This is a genomic window from Kitasatospora sp. NPDC015120 (genome assembly GCF_043080305.1).
GTDB lineage: Bacteria > Actinomycetota > Actinomycetes > Streptomycetales > Streptomycetaceae > Kitasatospora.
This window is the reverse complement of record NZ_JBIBVJ010000015.1, coordinates 1-16,881: the sequence shown is the minus strand read 5'-3', so window position 1 is coordinate 16,881 and position 16,881 is coordinate 1. Positions and strand designations below refer to the sequence as shown.

The 16,881-nt window shown below is 73.0% G+C and carries 9 protein-coding genes and 1 rRNA gene; 2 read left to right on the top strand and 8 right to left on the bottom strand.

Annotated features, from left to right (window positions below; all coding sequences use genetic code 11):
* Nucleotides 1–38: 38 nt before the first annotated feature.
* From pgsA to ACF1AK_RS27255, 6 genes are all read right to left on the bottom strand, one after another.
* On the bottom strand, nucleotides 39–677 hold the full coding sequence (gene pgsA, locus ACF1AK_RS27280; protein ID WP_391501469.1) for a CDP-diacylglycerol--glycerol-3-phosphate 3-phosphatidyltransferase: 639 nt from the start codon (nucleotides 675–677) through the stop codon (nucleotides 39–41).
* The gene (gene rimO / locus ACF1AK_RS27275; RefSeq protein WP_391501468.1) at nucleotides 674–2,146 is read right to left on the bottom strand and encodes a 30S ribosomal protein S12 methylthiotransferase RimO; all 1,473 of its coding nucleotides are present in this window, start codon (nucleotides 2,144–2,146) and stop codon (nucleotides 674–676) included. The genes pgsA and rimO overlap by 4 nt, the downstream gene beginning before the upstream one ends.
* 96 nt (nucleotides 2,147–2,242) lie before the next feature.
* The gene (locus ACF1AK_RS27270; RefSeq protein ID WP_391501467.1) at nucleotides 2,243–3,124 is read right to left on the bottom strand and encodes a helix-turn-helix domain-containing protein; all 882 of its coding nucleotides are present in this window, start codon (nucleotides 3,122–3,124) and stop codon (nucleotides 2,243–2,245) included.
* 286 nt (nucleotides 3,125–3,410) lie between these two features.
* A complete protein-coding gene (locus ACF1AK_RS27265) occupies nucleotides 3,411–6,101 on the bottom strand; it encodes a DNA translocase FtsK (protein WP_391501466.1) in 2,691 nt (896 codons plus the stop codon).
* Between the two features lie 122 nt (nucleotides 6,102–6,223).
* A complete protein-coding gene (locus ACF1AK_RS27260) occupies nucleotides 6,224–6,862 on the bottom strand; it encodes a response regulator (RefSeq protein WP_380288360.1) in 639 nt (212 codons plus the stop codon).
* 344 nt (nucleotides 6,863–7,206) lie between these two features.
* Nucleotides 7,207–11,817 carry a HAMP domain-containing protein gene (locus ACF1AK_RS27255; RefSeq protein WP_391501559.1) on the bottom strand — a complete coding sequence of 1,537 codons (4,611 nt, stop codon included), beginning with the start codon at nucleotides 11,815–11,817 and terminating at the stop codon, nucleotides 7,207–7,209.
* Nucleotides 11,818–12,359: 542 nt separating this feature from the next.
* Here ACF1AK_RS27255 and ACF1AK_RS27250 point away from each other — a divergent pair.
* Nucleotides 12,360–14,918, top strand: coding sequence for a SpoIIE family protein phosphatase (locus ACF1AK_RS27250; protein WP_391501465.1), 2,559 nt, complete (start codon nucleotides 12,360–12,362; stop codon nucleotides 14,916–14,918).
* Nucleotides 14,919–15,217: 299 nt separating this feature from the next.
* Nucleotides 15,218–15,781, top strand: coding sequence for an acetate uptake transporter (locus tag ACF1AK_RS27245; protein ID WP_391501464.1), 564 nt, complete (start codon nucleotides 15,218–15,220; stop codon nucleotides 15,779–15,781).
* An 81-nt stretch (nucleotides 15,782–15,862) separates the two neighbouring features.
* Here the strand turns inward: ACF1AK_RS27245 and ACF1AK_RS27240 are convergent, their stop codons facing one another.
* Both ACF1AK_RS27240 and rrf read right to left on the bottom strand, forming a co-directional pair.
* Nucleotides 15,863–16,699: a phosphatase PAP2 family protein gene (locus tag ACF1AK_RS27240; RefSeq protein ID WP_391501463.1), complete on the bottom strand. Its 837-nt coding sequence runs from the start codon at nucleotides 16,697–16,699 to the stop codon at nucleotides 15,863–15,865.
* Nucleotides 16,700–16,794: 95 nt separating this feature from the next.
* A 5S ribosomal RNA gene (gene rrf / locus ACF1AK_RS27235) occupies nucleotides 16,795–16,881 on the bottom strand; the annotation flags it as partial.

Genomic DNA, 16,881 nt, shown 5'->3' with positions numbered 1-16,881 from the left:
CGGCCCGGGGACCGCCCGGGGCCGGCATCCGCGCGGTTTCACCCCTGCGGGCGTTGCGCGGCCAGCCCCTCCCGGCGCAGGCGCAGCGCCTGGCCCACGTAGTCCAGCGCGGTGCCGATGGTCAGCACCACCGCGACGCCCATCAGCACGGCCCGGGCGGTGGCCAGCCAGCCGGTCAGCTCCAGGACGTACATGCCGACGGCGATGCCCTGGGTGAGCGTCTTGAGCTTGCCGCCCCGGCTCGCCGGGATCACGCCGAAGCGGATCACCCAGAACCGCATCAGCGTGATGCCGAGCTCGCGGGCCAGGATCACCACGGTGATCCACCACGGCAGGTCGCCCAGCACCGAGAGGCCGATCAGCGCCGCGCCCATGATCGCCTTGTCGGCGATCGGGTCGGCGATCTTGCCGAAGTCGGTGACCAGGCCCTTGCGCCGGGCCAGCTCGCCGTCGAACAGGTCGGTGATCATCGCGATCGCGAAGGAGGCCCAGGCCACCGAGCGCCACTTGGGGTCGTGGCCGCCCTCGGCGAAGAGCAGGCCGACGAAGACCGGGACCAGCAGCAGCCGGACCATGGTCAGCACGTTGGCGATGTTCCAGATCCCCGGCGCCGGGGGCACCGCGGCCGCCGGTCTGCCCGGGTGGGCCGCGGTCGGGGCGCCGGGCCCCTGGGTCATTCGCCGGCTCCCGGTGCCCGGCGGACCCGCACCTGCTCCAGCGCCTCGGCGACGAGGTCGACGCCCTCGCTGGCGACGACCTTGGCCCGGTAGAACCGCCCGACCTCGGCGTCCTCGACGCCGGTGAGCGTGGTGAGGCCGTCCGTCTCGGGCGCCTGGTGGGCGGCCCGGCCCTCGACGACGTCGCCGTCGACCGACTCGACCAGCACCTCGACCTCGGTGCCGATCCGCTGCTCGGCCCGCTGGGCGGTCATCTCCTCGGCGAGCCTGCTGAGCCGGGCCAGCCGGTCGGCGACCACGTCCTCGGGCAGCTTGTCGCCGTAGGTGGCGGCCTCGGTGCCCTCCTCGTCGGAGTAGCCGAAGACGCCGATCGCGTCCAGCCCGGCGTGGGTGACGAACCGCTCCAGTTCGGCGAAGTCCTCCTCGGTCTCGCCGGGGAAGCCGACGATGAAGTTGGACCGGGCGCCGGCCTGCGGGGCCTTGTCGCGGATGGTCTTCAGCAGCTCCAGGAACTGGTCGGTGGAGCCGAAGCGGCGCATCCGGCGCAGCACGGCCGGCGCGGAGTGCTGGAACGACAGGTCGAAGTAGGGCAGCACGCCCTCGGTGCCGGTCATCGCGTCGATCAGTCCGGGGCGCATCTCGGCGGGCTGCAGGTAGGAGACCCGGACCCGCTCGACGCCGTCGATCCCGGCGATCTCGCCGAGCAGGGTCTCCAGCAGCCGGATGTCGCCGAGGTCCTTGCCGTACGAGGTGTTGTTCTCGCTGACCAGGACGACCTCGCGGACGCCCTGCCCGGCCAGCCACTGGGCCTCCTGCAGCACGTCGGAGGGGCGGCGGGAGATGAACGAGCCGCGGAAGGCCGGGATGGCGCAGAACGAGCAGCGCCGGTCGCAGCCGGAGGCGAGCTTGACCGAGGCGACCGGGCTGTCGTCCAGGCGCTTGCGCAGGGTGCGCGGCCCGGAGGCGGGCGCGAGGCCCTCCGGCAGGTCCTCGGGGGCGCCGTGGCCGGGCAGCGCGACCTCGCCGGCGGCGGCCTGGCGCTCGACGGGGCTCAGCGGCAGCAGCTTGCGGCGGTCGCGCGGGATGTGCGGGGCGTGGTGGCCGCCGGACAGGATGGTCTGCAGGCGGTCGGAGATGTCGGCGTAGTCGTCGAAGCCGAGCACGCCGTCGGCCTCGGGCAGCGCGTCGGCGAGCTCCTTGCCGTAGCGCTCGGCCATGCAGCCGACCGCGACCACGGCCTGGGTGCGGCCGTGGTCCTTGAGGTCGTTGGCCTCCAGCAGGGCGTCGACGGAGTCCTTCTTGGCGGCCTCGACGAAGCCGCAGGTGTTGACGACGGCGACGTCGGCGTCGGCGGCGTCGTCCACGAGCAACCAGCCGTCGGCTTCCAGTCGCCCGGCGAGTTCCTCGGAGTCCACCTCGTTGCGGGCGCATCCGAGCGTGACAAGGGCGACAGTACGGCGTTCAGGCATAGGGCCAAGATTAACGCGCGCCCGCCGGAGCCGTTCGCCCCGGAGGCCGTGCGCGCCCTCCGGCCGGTTCCGCCCGGGGGCGGCCGGCCCCGCCGATCAGCCCGCCTGCGGGTCGCCGGGGGTGTACGTGACGTGCACCACCTGGCCGTTCTTGCCCGCCGGGCCGAGGTCCTTGCCGTTGACGTACACGTGCACGGCGCCCGCGTTGCCGATCACCAGCTTGATCTGCTTCGGGTCGGTGAAGGTCTGGTCCTGGCCTTCCTCGATGTTGTTCTGGAACAGCGACTTCCCGTTGCCGTCCACCGCCGAGACCCAGCTGGTGTCCTTCTCGGCGACCAGCTTCACGGTCACCTTGTCGGCCGGGGCGGCGGCGATCGCCGGGGCGCTGGGCGCCGGGGCGGGCGGCTGCACGGCCGGGGTGGCGGGGGCCGCCGGGGCGACCGAGCCGGTGCCGGAGCCGGAGGGCAGCGGGGCGCTGGCCGAGCCGGTGGTGCCGGTCCCGGTCGTGCCGTTCACGAGGTTGAAGCCGATGATCCCGACCACCGCGACGATCGCGGCGACCATCGCCACCGTCCAGTTCGGCCGGCCCCGGCCGGGGACCTTGATCGGGCCGCTCTCGATCAGCTCGGTGGGCCGCTTGGAGGCCGGCGAGCCGCCGTGCGCGGCGTCGTAGCGGGCCACCAGCGCCTCGCCGTCGACGCCGACCAGCTGGGCGATCGCGCGGATGTGGCCACGGGCGTAGAAGTCGCCCCCGCACCGGCCGAAGTCGTCCTCCTCGATGGAGTGCACGATCGGCACCCGGACCCGGGTGGCACTGCTCACCTGATCCACCGTGAGTCCGGCCGCGATCCGGGCGGCGGACAGCACCCGGCCGATGCTCGGGGCATCGGCCGCCGGTTCCGCGGCGCCGGCGGGCGGGGCCGAGGCCGGGGCGGAGGTCGGGGCGTTCTCGCGGTCGGGGGACTTGCCGATGGTCACGGTGCACGCCTTTCGAGCGGTGGGCCACCTGCTGGGGAACAGTCTAGGGGCGCGGGCGGATCGTTTCTCAAGCGGAACAGGCCCGAATGCGCTCGGCCGCCCCGGGCCGGGGCCGGGCGTGCACTGACCGCCCGTCAGTGCGGCGGGCCGCCGTCCCCGGGGCCCCCGCACCGCCGCCCGCGCGTCCGGTGTCGCTCATGGGACGCGGTGCGCACCCGATCGGTTCCCTGCCCGGCCGCCTACCCCCCTCCGGGCGGGTGAACACCCGTCAACGGCCACGGCCGCCTCAGCCGCGGATGGAGACGATCACCCCGTCCAGCTCGTCCGGCTTCACCAGGACGTCGCGGGCCTTGGAGCCCTCGCTCGGGCCGACGATGCCGCGCGACTCCATGAGGTCCATCAGCCGCCCGGCCTTGGCGAAGCCCACCCGCAGCTTGCGCTGGAGCATCGAGGTGGAGCCGAACTGGGTGGAGACGACCAGCTCGGCCGCCTGGATCAGCAGCTCCAGGTCGTCGCCGATCTCCTCGTCGATCTCCTTCTTCGGCCCGCCGCCGACCATCACGTCGTCCCGGTAGACGGCGGACAGCTGGTCCTTGCAGTGCTTCACCACGGCGGCGATCTCGGCCTCGGTGACGAATGCGCCCTGCATGCGGATCGGCTTGCTGGCGCCCATCGGCAGGAACAGCGCGTCGCCCTTGCCGATCAGCTTCTCGGCGCCGGGCTGGTCCAGGATGACCCGGGAGTCGGCCATCGCCGAGGTGGCGAAGGCGAGCCGGGAGGGCACGTTGGCCTTGATCAGACCGGTGACCACGTCGACCGAGGGCCGCTGGGTGGCCAGCACCAGGTGGATGCCGGCCGCGCGGGCGAGCTGGGTGATCCGGACCACCGAGTCCTCGACGTCGCGCGGGGCGACCATCATGAGGTCGGCCAGCTCGTCGACGATCACCAGCAGGTACGGGTACGGCGTCAGCTCGCGCTCGCTGCCGAGCGGCGGGGTGACGGTGCCGGCCCGGACCGCCGCGTTGAAGTCGTCCACGTGCCGGAAGCCGAACGCGGCGAGGTCGTCGTAGCGCATGTCCATCTCGCGGACCACCCACTGGAGGGCCTCGGCGGCCTTCTTCGGGTTGGTGATGATCGGCGTGATGAGGTGCGGGATGCCCTCGTACGCGGTCAGCTCGACCCGCTTGGGGTCGACCAGCACCATCCGCACCTCGTCCGGGGTGGCCCGGGCGAGGATCGAGGTGATCAGGCAGTTGATGCAGGACGACTTGCCGGCGCCGGTCGCGCCGGCCACCAGGATGTGCGGCATCTTGGCGAGGTTGGCCATCACGGTGTGGCCCTCGACGTCCTTGCCCATGCCGACGACCATCGGGTGGGTGTCCTCGGCGGCGGTGCGCGAGCGCAGCAGGTCGCCGAGGTTGACCATCTCGCGGTCCCGGTTGGGGATCTCGATGCCGACCGCGGACTTCCCCGGGATCGGGCTGATGATCCGCACGTCCGGGCTGGCCACCGCGTAGGCGATGTTCTTGGCGAGCGCGGTGATCCGCTCGACCTTGACCGCGGGGCCGAGCTCGACCTCGTAGCGGGTGACCGTCGGGCCGCGGGTGAAGCCGGTCACCCGGGCGTCCACCTTGAACTCGGAGAAGGTGCCGGTGAGCTGGGCCACCACCTCGTCGTTGAGGGCGCTGCGGGCCTTGGCGGGGCCGCCGCGCTCCAGCAGGTCGAGCGAGGGCAGGGCGTAGGTGAGGCCCTCCGCGAGCTGGAGCTGCTCCATCCGGACCGGCGCGGGGCCGTGCTCCTCGGGCGCCGCGGCGCCGGCCCCGCCGGCGCGGGCGGCCGGGACGGCGGGCTCCTCCGGCGGGGCGGTGCGGTCCTGCACCTGGTGCATCATGTCCGCCACCGCCGAGGAGGCGGGCACGCCGTAGACCAGCGCGCCGTCCAGGTCGGCGGCGGCGCCGGCGGCCAGGTTGCGGGTGGTGTACGGGTCCAACGGCTCCTTGGCGAACATGTCCGGCTCGTCCGCGGGCGCCTCGTCGGGCTGCTTGCGCCGGCGGCGGCGCCGACGGGCCGCCACCTCGTCCGAGGGGTCGTCACCGTCCGTGTCCACGGTGAACGGCAGCGCGGAGGGGTCGGCGTCCTCGGGGGGTTCGTTGGAGAGTTCGCGCTCCGGCGCACGCCCCCCGGCGAGGTCCTGCGGTCCGGGTTCGACCACGCCCAGCCGGACACCGGCCGCGCGCATCCGCTCGGGGATCCGGTTGACCGGGGTGGCGGTGGTGACCAGCAGGCCGAAGAAGGCCAGCAGCAGGAGCAGCGGCACCGCGAGGGCCGGCCCGGCGGCGGCCATCATCGGGGTGGACGCGGCCCAGCCGATGATCCCCCCGGCCGTCCTGATCCGGGTCGCGCCGCTGCCCATCACGGGCGCGCCGCAGCCGATGTGGACCAGGCCGAGCACGCCGACCAGCAGGGTGGTCAGGCCGATCATGATCCGGCCGTTGGCCTCCGGCAGCTCCGGGTGGCGCATCAGCCGGACCGCGACGGCGGCCAGCAGGAACGGCACCAGGACGTCGAGGCGGCCGAACAGGCCGGAGACCACGTTGGTGGCCGCCTCGCCCAGCCAGCCCTGCGGGCTGAACCAGGTGCCGGCGGCGGTGACCAGGGCCAGCGCGAGCAGCAGCAGGCCGAGGCCGTCCTTGCGGTGCGCCGGGTCCAGGTTCTTCGCGCCGTCGCCGAAGCCCCGGAACACCGCGCCGATCGTGTGCGCCGCGCCGAGCCAGACGGCCCGCACGGCGCGCAGGAGTATCGGCCGGGGAGCGGGAGGCGGTGCGGCGGCCTTCCCGGCCGCCGTCTTCTTCGCCGGGGCGGCCTTCTTCGCGGCCGCCTTCTTGGCGGGCGGCTTGGCCGGAGCCTTCGCCGCGGCCTTCTTGGACGGTCCCGGACTCGAATTGCGTGCCGCGCTTCCGGGCGTACGTGTGGCCATGGGTCAGCAGCCTACCGGGGCGCACGAGCTGTGCCCACGTCGTGCGACCGGGGCCCGGAGCGTGTCGCCGACACACCGTCACCCCGTCCGGGTTCACCCGGACGGGCGAACCCGGACCGCGCTCAGTCCGTGCCGGGGCGCAGCGCGTCCAGCGCGCGCCGCAGACCGGCGAGCTTGCGCTCCAGGTGCGCCGCGGTGGCCGCCGCCCCGCCGTCCTCGGTGCCGTCCAGCTGCTTGGTCAGCGACTCCGCCTGCTCCTCGACCGCCGCCAGCCGGGCCGACAGCTCGCCGAGCAGCGCGCCGCCGATGGCCGGCTCGTTGCCGCTCGCCTCCAGCTGCAGCCGCAGCAGCGCGGCCTGCTCCTTCAGCTGGCAGTTCTTCATGTAGAGGTCGACGAAGACGGAGACCTTGGCGCGCAGCACCCAGGGGTCGAACGGCTTGGAGATGTAGTCCACCGCGCCGGCCGCGTAGCCGCGGAAGGTGTGGTGCGGACCGTGGTTGATCGCGGTCAGGAAGATGATCGGGATGTCCCGGGTGCGCTCGCGGCGCTTGATGTGGGCGGCGGTCTCGAAGCCGTCCATCCCGGGCATCTGGACGTCCAGCAGGATCACCGCGAAGTCGTCGGTGAGCAGCGCCTTGAGCGCCTCCTCGCCGGACGCCGCCCGGACCAGGGTCTGGTCCAGCGCCGAGAGGATCGCCTCCAGCGCCAGCAGGTTCTCCGGCCGGTCGTCGACCAGGAGGATCTTCGCCTTCTGCATCACGACGCGCCCTCCTGTCGCCTGCCTACCTGGGGAAGGCACCCGCGTACTGCCCACCACTACCCCGGTCATGCTAGCCGCACCCCCTCGCCCGGCACATCGCTCCGTCGCGTCCGGATCCGGAGCGGCGCGCAGTCAGTGCACCGGCGCACGCTCACCAGCGAGTCGCCACTCGGTCACTGTTCGCAACGATCGGTGACCCTACCCGGTTCCCGGCCCTCCCCGCCAGCAAACCGCCCGCCCCACCGGCGTGAATCCCGGAGCGTACTCCGGGATTCACGCCCCCGTCATCCGATCGGTTCCGACCCGGGCGGGTCCGGGGAGCGGTGGGCACCGTCCGGGGGCCCTCAGGACTTCCGGGGGGTGAGCCGTTCGTGCATCACCGACAGCAGGTGGTCGGTCTCCACCGGCTTGGTGATGTGGTCGGTGGCCCCGGCCGCCAGGGACTTCTCCTTGTCGCCCTTCATCGCCTTGGCGGTCAGCGCGATGATCGGCAGCCCGGCGAACTGGGGCATCCGGCGGATCGCCTCGGTGGTCGCGTAGCCGTCCATCTCCGGCATCATGATGTCCATCAGGACCAGCGCGACGTTCTCGTGCTGCTCCAGCATCTCGATGCCCTCGCGGCCGTTCTCCGCGTACAGCACGGTCAGGCCGTGCTGCTCCAGCACGCTGGTGAGGGCGAACACGTTGCGCACGTCGTCGTCGACGATCAGCACCTGCTCGCCGTCGAAGCGGGTGTCCGTGCGGCCGGACGGACGGGCCGGGGCCGCTTCGGGCGTCCGCCCCTGCGCCGTCCGTCCCGCGCCCCCGCGCCCCTCGGCGGGCGCGCCGGCGCCACCGCGGCCGCCGGCCGGGCGGGTGTCCGGCCGCGCCGCGTCCGCGCCCTCCTGGCGGCGGCGCTCGACGGCGCCCCGGCGGCGCACCTCCACCAGCTCGCGCACCTCCTGGGCCCAGTGGTCGGCCGGGCTCTCGCCCACCGGCACCGGCGTCCCGACCGGAGTCACCCCGACCGAGGCGCGCAGCGCGCCCGGGTTCGCCCCCGGCTGCCCCGCGGCGTCCGGCGCCTCGGCGCGCAGCGGCAGGTACAGGGTGAAGGTCGAGCCCCTGCCCAGCTCGCTCTCGGCGTGGATCTCGCCGCCGAGCAGCCGGGCGATCTCCCGGCTGATCGACAGCCCGAGGCCGGTGCCGCCGTACTTGCGGCTGGTGGTGCCGTCGGCCTGCCGGAACGGCTCGAAGATCTCCCGCAGCTTGTTGCCGGGGATCCCGATGCCGGTGTCGGAGACCGTGAAGGCGATCAGCGGGTCGTCCGGGCCCTTGATCGCGCCCGCCTCCAGCAGCTGCTCGCGCACGTGCTGCGGCGTGTCCCGGCCGGCCGGGGCGATCGAGAAGTCGACGGCGCCGGTGTCGGTGAACTTCACCGCGTTGGAGATGAGGTTGCGCAGCACCTGCTGGAGCCGCTGCTCGTCGGTGTGCAGGGTGACCGGCAGGGCCGGCGAGACCCGCACCCCGAACTCCAGGTTCTTGTCCAGCGCGACCGGCTGGAAGGTCGCCTCGACGTAGTCGACCAGCTGGACCAGGGCGATCCGGGCCGGACGGACGTCCATCTTGCCCGCCTCGACCTTGGACAGGTCGAGGATGTCGTTGATCAGCTGGAGCAGGTCGGACCCGGCGCCGTGGATGGTGTCGGCGAACTCGACCTGCTTGGGCGAGAGGTTGCCCTCGTTGTTGTCGGACAGCAGCTTGGCCAGGATCAGCAGCGAGTTCAGCGGGGTGCGCAGCTCGTGCGACATGTTGGCCAGGAACTCGCTCTTGTACCGGGAGGCCAGCGCGAGCTGCTCGGCGCGCTCCTCCAGGACCTGCCGGGCCTCCTCGATCTCGCTGTTCTTGATCTCGATGTCCCGGTTCTGCTGGGCGAGCTGCTCGGCCTTCTCCTGCAGCTCCTCGTTGGTGCGCTCCAGCTCCTCCTGGCGCGCCTCCAGTTCGGCCGAGCGCATCGAGAGTTCGGCGGTCAGCCGCTGGGACTCCAGCAGCAGGCCCTCGGTCTTGGTGTTGACGCTGATGGTGTTGACGGTGACGCCGATGAGGTCGGCGATCTGGTTGAGGAAGTCCAGCGCGACGGTGGTGAAGGAGCTGAAGGTGGCCAGCTCGATCACGCCCAGCAGCCGGCCCTCGAACAGCACCGGCAGCACCACGATGTGGGCCGGGGAGGCCTCGCCCAGGCCGGAGGCGATCTTCAGGTACCCGGGCGGCGCCTCCTTGAGGATGATCGCCCGCTTCTCCACCGCCGCCTGGCCGATCAGCGACTCGCCGGGCCGGAAGGTGGTCGGCATCGCCCGCCGCTGGTAGCCGTAGCTGCCGATCAGCCGCAGCACGGTGTCGTTCTCGTCGTCGTCCTCGGTGATCAGCTCGGCGGTGCGGCCGGCCGGCTGGGCGAGGAAGAAGGCGCCGTGCTGCGCCGAGACCACCGGGGTGAGCTCGGTCATGATCAGCGAGGCCACCGCCTCCAGGTCGCGCCGGCCCTGCAGCAGGCCGGAGATCCGGGCCAGGTTGGTCTTCAGCCAGTCCTGCTCCTGGTTGGTGCGGGTGGTCTCGCGCAGGTTGGCGATCATCTGGTTGATGTTGTCCTTGAGCTCGTCGAGCTCGCCGGCGGCGTCCACGTCGATCCGCAGCGACAGGTCGCCCCTGGTCACGGCGGTGGCGACCTGCGCGATCGCGCGCACCTGCCGGGTGAGGTTGTTGGCCAGCTCGTTGACGGACTCGGTGAGGTCCTGCCAGGTGCCGTCCACGCCCGGCACCCGCGCCTGGCCGCCGAGGCGGCCGTCGGTGCCCACCTCGCGGGCGACCCGGGTGACCTCGTCGGCGAACGCCGACAGCTGGTCCACCATCGTGTTGATGCTGGTCTTGAGCTCCAGGAACTCGCCGCGCGCGTCGACGTCGATCTTCTGCGACAGGTCGCCGCGGGCCACCGCCGTGATCACCAGCGCGATGTTCCGCACCTGACCGGTGAGGTTGTTGGCCATCAGGTTGACGTTGTCGGTCAGGTCCTTCCAGATCCCGGCCACGCCCGGCACGCTCGCCTGGCCGCCCAGGGTTCCGTCGGTGCCCACCTCGCGGGCCACCCTGGTGACCTCGACCGCGAAGGCCGACAGCTGGTCGACCATGGTGTTGAGCGTCCCGGCCAGGGCGGCGACCTCGCCCCGGGCCTCGATGCTGATCTTCTTGGAGAGGTCGCCGGAGGCCACCGCGGCCGCCACCTCGGCGATGTTCCGCACCTGGCTGGTCAGGTTGGACGCCATGAAGTTGACGTTGTCGGTCAGGTCCTTCCAGATGCCCGACACCCCGCGCACCCGGGCCTGGCCGCCGAGGTTCCCCTCGGTGCCCACCTCGCGCGCCACCCGGGTGACCTCGTCGGCGAACGCCGACAGCTGGTCCACCATGGTGTTCACGGTGGTGACCAGTTCGAGGATCTCGCCCCGGGCGTCGACGGTGATCTTCTTCGAGACGTCACCGCGGGCCACCGCCGTGGTCACCTCGGCGATGTTGCGGACCTGGCTGGTCAGGTTGTTGGCCATCAGGTTGACGCTGTTGGTCAGGTCCTTCCAGGTGCCGGACACCCCCGGCACGCTCGCCTGACCGCCGAGGATGCCCTCGGTGCCGACGTCCCGGGCCACCCGGGTCACCTCGTCCGCGAAGGCGCCCAGCTGGTCGACCATCGTGTTGATGGTGTTCTTCAGCTCCAGGATCTCCCCGCGCGCGTCGACCTGGATCTTCTGCGAGAGGTCGCCCCGCGCGACGGCGGTGGTCACCTGGGCGATGTTGCGCACCTGGTCGGTGAGGTTGTTCGCCATGAAGTTGACGTTGTCGGTGAGGTCCCGCCAGACGCCGGCCGCCCAGGGCACCTGCGCCTGGCCGCCGAGCCGGCCCTCGGTGCCCACCTGACGGGCCACCCTGGTCACCTGTTCGGCGAAGCCCGAGAGCTGGTCGACCATCGTGTTGATGGTGTTCTTCAGCTCCAGGATCTCCCCGCGCGCGTCCACCTCGATCTTCTGCGAGAGGTCGCCGCGCGCCACCGCCGTGGTCACCTGCGCGATGCTGCGGACCTGGCCCGTCAGGTTGTCCGCCATGAAGTTCACCGAATCGGTGAGGTCGCGCCACACCCCGGCGACGCCCGGCACCTGCGCCTGACCGCCCAGCCGGCCCTCGGTGCCGACGTCCCGGGCCACCCGGGTCACCTGCGCCGCGAAGCCGTTCAGCTGGTCCACCATCGTGTTGACGGTGTTCTTCAGCTCCAGCATCTCGCCGGCCACCTCGACCGTCACCTTGCGCGACAGGTCGCCCTTGGCCACCGCGGTGGTCACCTGCGCGATGTTGCGCACCTGGGCGGTCAGCCGGCCGGCCATGGTGTTGACCGAGTCCGCGAGGTCCTTCCAGCTGCCGGAGACGCTGCGGACCTTCGCCTGGCCGCCCAGCTTGCCCTCGGTGCCGACCTCGCGGGCCACCCGGGTCACCTCGTCGGTGAACTCCGACAGCTGGTCCACCAGCCCGTTGACGGTCCGGCCGATCTTCAGGTACTCGCCGCGCAGCGGGTGGCTCACCCCGTTGCTGTGCAGCGAGCGCAGCTCCATCTTCTGGTCCAGGTCGCCCTCGGCGATCGAGGTCAGCACCCGGCCCACCTCGGACATCGGCCGCGCCAGGTCGTCGATCAGCGCGTTGCAGTTGTCGACGGCCGCCATCCAGGCGCCCTCGCCGGCGCCGGTCTCCAGCCGCTCGTTCAGCCGGCCCTCGCGGCCCACCGCCCGCCGCACCCGGGCCAGCTCCCCCGTGAGGTGCTGGTTGCGCTCCGCGACCTCGTTGAAGACCGCGGCGATCTCCGCCAGCGGACCGTCCCCGGGCACCGTCAGCCGGCGCCGGAAGTTTCCGTCCCGCATCGCCGTCAGCGCGGCGAGCAGCTTGCGCAGCTCGGCCGGCTCGGCGCCGCGGTTGTGGTTGACACGCCGGCCGGCCGCGCTCCGCGGCGCGGCCCCGGGGCGCCCGCCACGCTGAGCGGGCGGCGTCGTACCGGTTGCGTCCTTGGTGGCCGAACTCAACGGGCCCCTCCCAGATCGTGAACTGTCCGGCGCCCGCACCGCGCGCCCCGCCGGGCCCGCCGCACAGCACCGTCCTGGCGCTACCGTCCCGGCAGCCGGTCGGGCCGGCCGGGACCCGCGACGACGGTACTGCTCGGACCGGACATCGCGGACCCCCCAGTCTGGCAGCACTCGCGCCCGGTACAAGCGCGGTTGCACTCGGTTGGTGCCGACCGGTCCGAAACGGGTGGGCAGAATCACCCTCCGGTGCCTGTTTCGACTCCCCGCCCCCACGGGGAACCAAGCGGAAAGTAGGGTGGAGCGCTGCACCGGGCCACAACCGCCCCGGCGGCGCCGCCCACACCGCCGGCGCGCACCGGGATTCGGCGCCGCACCCCGGACAGCCAGGGCCAGAGCAGAGGAGACGTGGCAACGTGGTCACCGCGCGCGCAGCCGCCACCTTCGAACCCGTGGGCCGGTCGGCCGGGGCCGCCCGTTCCTTCGTCCGGGACGCGCTGCTGGGCTGGGGCCTGCCCGAGGTCGTCGACGACGCCGTGGTCCTGGTCAGCGAGCTCGTCACCAACGCGGTCGTGCACGCCGGCACCGCCGCCGAGGTCTGCTGCCTGCGCGAGGACGGCACCGTCCGGATCGAGGTGACCGACCACCACCCCGAGCGCGGTCTGCCCAGCTTCCCCGACATCCCCGCCACCGCGTCCGACCACTACGCCGACGCCGACGGCGAGGGCGGCCGCGGCCTGCTGATGTGCGCCGCGCTCGCCGAACGCTGGGGCGTCGAGTACGGCTCCGGCCGCAAGACCGTCTGGTTCCGGCTCGCCCTGCCCGCGCACACCGCCGGCACCCGCTACGCGCTGCCCGCCGCCCCCGGCGGCGAACTGCCGCACAGCCACGGCCCGGTGCGCGTCGCCGTCGTCCAGCTCGACGACGACGGCCGGGTGCTCGCCTGGAACCCCGACGCCGAGGCCCTCTTCCAGCACCCCGCCGACACCGTGCTCGGCCGCCCCTGGGCCGACCTCGCCGTCTGGCCGCAGGACGCCGACGGCGGCCTCGGCCTCGCCGCCGTGCTGCGGCTCGCCCGCTGGGAGGGCGGCTACGCGCTGCGCCGCGCCGACGGCACCGCCGTGGACGTCTACGGCGTCCAGGTCCGCCTGCGCGACACCGCCGGCACCCCGAGCACACTGTGTCTGCTCGTCCTCGACGACGACCGCACCGTCCTGCGCTCCCCCGCCCGCGCCCTGCCCGGCGACCGCGGCGAACCCGCCGGCCGGTTCGACCTGCTGGCCGGCCTGGGCACCGGCGAGGACCTCGACACCCTGCTCCAGCACACCGTCGAACGCGCCCGCGACCTGCTCGACGCCGACGCCGCCTACCTGCTGCTCACCACCGACGACGAGGCCGAGTTCGAGCTGCGCGCCAGCGCCGGGCTGCCCGCCGCGCCGCGCCCGCACAGCCGCTTCCCGGTCGACACCGGCAACCGCTACGACTCGCCCCGCCTCCCCTCCGTCCACGAGGACCTCGCCGCCCGGCCGACCGGGCTGCCCGTCCTCGACGACAGCGGACTGCGCTCCCTGCTCACCGTCCCGCTCAAGGTCGAGGGCCGGCTGATCGGCTCGCTCGGCATCGCCACCGGCACCCCCGGCCGCTACGACAACGAGGACGCGCTGCGCCTCCAGTTCGCCGCCGACCGGCTCGCCCTGGCCGTCGAGTCCACCCGGCTCGCCGAACTCGAACGGCTGCGCCGCGGCTCGCTCTCCTTCCTCGTCGAGGCCTCCGACCTGCTCGCCGGCACCCTCGAACACGAGCAGACGCTCGCCCTGATGGCGCAGATGGCCGTCCCCATCCTCGCCTCCTGGTGCGCCGTCTACACCAACGGCGACCACGGCGCCCCCGCTTCGCTCGCCTTCGTCCTGCACGAGGACGAGGACCGCATCGACCCGCTGCGCGCCCTGCTCGACAAGACGCCCGCCCCGGAGGCCGGCCCCACCCACGGCGCCCGCTTCTGGAGCGCCCCCGCCGAGACCGCCGGCGGCAGCGGCTTCGCCCACGAACCCGGCCTCACCGGTCTGCTCGGCGAGACCGTCGTCCTGCCGCTGACCGCCCGCAACCGGGTGATCGGCCTGCTCGCCCTCGGCACCTCGGCCGGCGTGCGGTTCCGCCAGGAGGTGCTGGAACTCGCCGAGGACCTCTCCCGCCGGGCCGCCCTCGCCCTCGACAACTCGCGCCTCTACTCCGAGCGCACCGCCACCAGCCAGGCCCTCCAGCGCAGCCTGCTGCCCCCGGAGCTGCCCGACATCCCGGGCGTCGAGGTGGACGTCTTCTACCAGGCCGCCGGCGAGGGCAACGAGGTCGGCGGCGACTTCTACGACCTCTTCCCGATCCGCGAGGGCACCTACGGCTTCGCCATCGGCGACGTCTGCGGCACCGGCCCGGAGGCCGCCTCGGTCACCGGCCTCGCCCGGCACTCCCTGCGGCTGCTCGCCCGCGAGGGCCTGGACGCCCCGCAGGTCCTCAGCCGGCTCAACGCCGCCATCCTGGACGAGGGGGCGCGCAGCCGCTTCCTCACCCTGCTGTACGGCGAACTGACGCCCCGTCCGGACGGCAGCACCGAACTCTCGCTGGTCTGCGCCGGCCACCCGCTGCCCCTGCGCCTGCGCACCGACGGCCGGGTCGACCGGGCCGCCACCCCGCAACCGCTGCTCGGCGTCATGGACGACCTCGACCTCACCGCCGAGCGGCTGGTGCTCCACCCCGGCGAGGTCCTGCTCTGCGTCACCGACGGCGTCACCGAACGCCGCGAGGGCCGCCGGATGCTGGGCGACGACGGCCTCGCCGAGGTGCTCACCGGCTGCACCGGCCTCACCGCCGGGGCGGTCGCCCTGCGCATCCAGCGCGCGGTCGAGCGCTTCGCCCCGGAGCCGCCCTCCGACGACATGGCGATCCTCACCCTGCGGGTGCCGACCCAGCGGAACGCCTGACCGCAACGGTGCGACACCTGTCGCACCGGCTGTCGGAGCGTGACCGAACCGTGTCTGACAGCGTCACAAAATGTGCGATTCACAAGGGTACAAGCCCGCTCACCCTGGGTAGACCGATCTCACCGGGGAATCCCCCGGAGGGGACGTGACCAGCGGCTCTCCCGCTGGCCCAGCACTCGGACCGCCGCCGCCGCACGCTCCAGCCGTGCGCGCCCGGAGCGGTCACGCGCCTTCACCTCATCGACACTCACCCGCGTTCACTGCGCCCTGCGCGCGCCCATGAGTGAAAGGAGCCTCCGGTGAGCAACGAAGCTACCGGGGCACTGAACGCCCGCTCGACCGGCGCCGACGCGGGTAACCTCGGTTACCTCGCGCTCGGCCTGACCCTGCTCGCCTACGGGCTGCTCTCCACCGGCATCCTCAGCGGCACCGCCGCCGGGAACTCGGCCCACCTCGCGCACCTCCTCGGCGGCCTCACCCTGTTCATCGCGGGCCTCTGGCAGTTCCGCGGCGGCGAGGGCTTCACCGGCACCGCCTTCACCAGCCTCGGCGCCTTCTGGGCCACCTGGTCCACCGCCTCCGGAGCCGGCAAGAACGCGGCCGGCCTGTTCCTGCTCCTGTGGGCCCTGCTCGCCCTCACCCTGACCGTGGCCGGCTGGAACGCGGGCCTGTTCAGCCGCGTCGTCTACGGCCTGCTGACGCTCTCCCTGGTGCTCTCCGCGATCGCCACGTTCAGCACCACCGCCGGCCTCGCCAAGACGGCCGGCTGGATCGCCGCCGCCTCCGGCCTGGCGGCCTGGTACTGGGCCACCTCCGCGCTGACCAACAGCGCGTGGGGCCGCGAGGTCCTGCCGGTCAGGTAACGGCGGGTGCACCGGCGGGCCGGACCCTCCCCCCACGGGGCCCGGCCCGCCGTCCTGCCGTGCCGCTCCCCCGCACCGCCGTCAGCCGCGGACGGCGAGGTCCTCCCGCTCCGGCGCCGGCCGGACCTCCCCCGCCCGGCGGGCCCGCCACCGGGCCGCACCGCGCTGCGCCGCGTAGGCCAGCAGCAGGATCGCCACCGCGACCAGGCCGTCCGCCCAGAAGTGGTTGGCCGTCACCACGACGACCGTGATCGTCAGCACCGGGTGCAGCACGATCAGCCAGCGCAGCGGACTCCCGGACACCCGCACCACCGCGACCGCCACCAGCACGCACCACGCGACGTGCACCGACGGCATCGCCGACAGCTGCGCGGCCTTCACCACCCCTCCGACCGCATTGCCGTACACCGACTGCCCGTACTCCGCCGCGACGTCGACGAACCCGTTCTCCGGCAGCATCCGGGGCGGCGCCACCGGGAGGAACTGCACGGCCAGGCAGACCGCCGTCGTGATGACCACCGTCGTCCGCACCCATGCGTACCGTTCGCGGTGTCTCAGGAAGACCCAGAGCAGCACCGCGATCATCACCGTGAAGTGCATCGACGCGTAGTAGTAGTTCGCCAGCTTCACCAGAGCCGGGTACGGCGTCACCGCGGCCTGCCAGGAGGCCTCGTCGGGCAGCCCGAAGGCCAGCTCCGTCCGGTGGATCCAGCGCGCCCGGTCCAGCGCGTGTTCGGTGCTCATCAGCGAGAGGCGGCCGACCAGCTGCCAGAGCGCGAACAGCGCGAGCAGGGTGCCGGCCTCCCGCAGGACCGCCGCGAGACCCGCCCTCCGCACCCGGGCGGCCGCGTAGGAGCCACCGTGGAGAGCGACCGCGGCGCCCCCTGCGGACTGCCAGGTCAGGGTCAGGTTCTGCAACGGTTCGCGCCTCTCCACCGAGCTCCGATGTGGTGGGGAGACGTTAACGCAAAAAGACCCCCTCCTGAACCGGAGGGGGTCTTTTTGGAATGATTGTTCGGCGGCGTCCTACTCTCCCACAGGGTCCCCCCTGCAGTACCATCGGCGCTGTGAGGCTTAGCTTCCGGGTTCGGAATGTAACC

Bases quoted from the DNA above. Each gene is read 5' to 3' on its own strand.
- ACF1AK_RS27265 (WP_391501466.1), bottom strand. From the start codon at position 6,101: ATGGCCACACGTACGCCCGGAAGCGCGGCACGCAATTCGAGTCCGGGA.
- rimO (WP_391501468.1), bottom strand. From the start codon at position 2,146: ATGCCTGAACGCCGTACTGTCGCCCTTGTCACGCTCGGATGCGCCCGC.
- pgsA (WP_391501469.1), bottom strand. From the start codon at position 677: ATGACCCAGGGGCCCGGCGCCCCGACCGCGGCCCACCCGGGCAGACCG.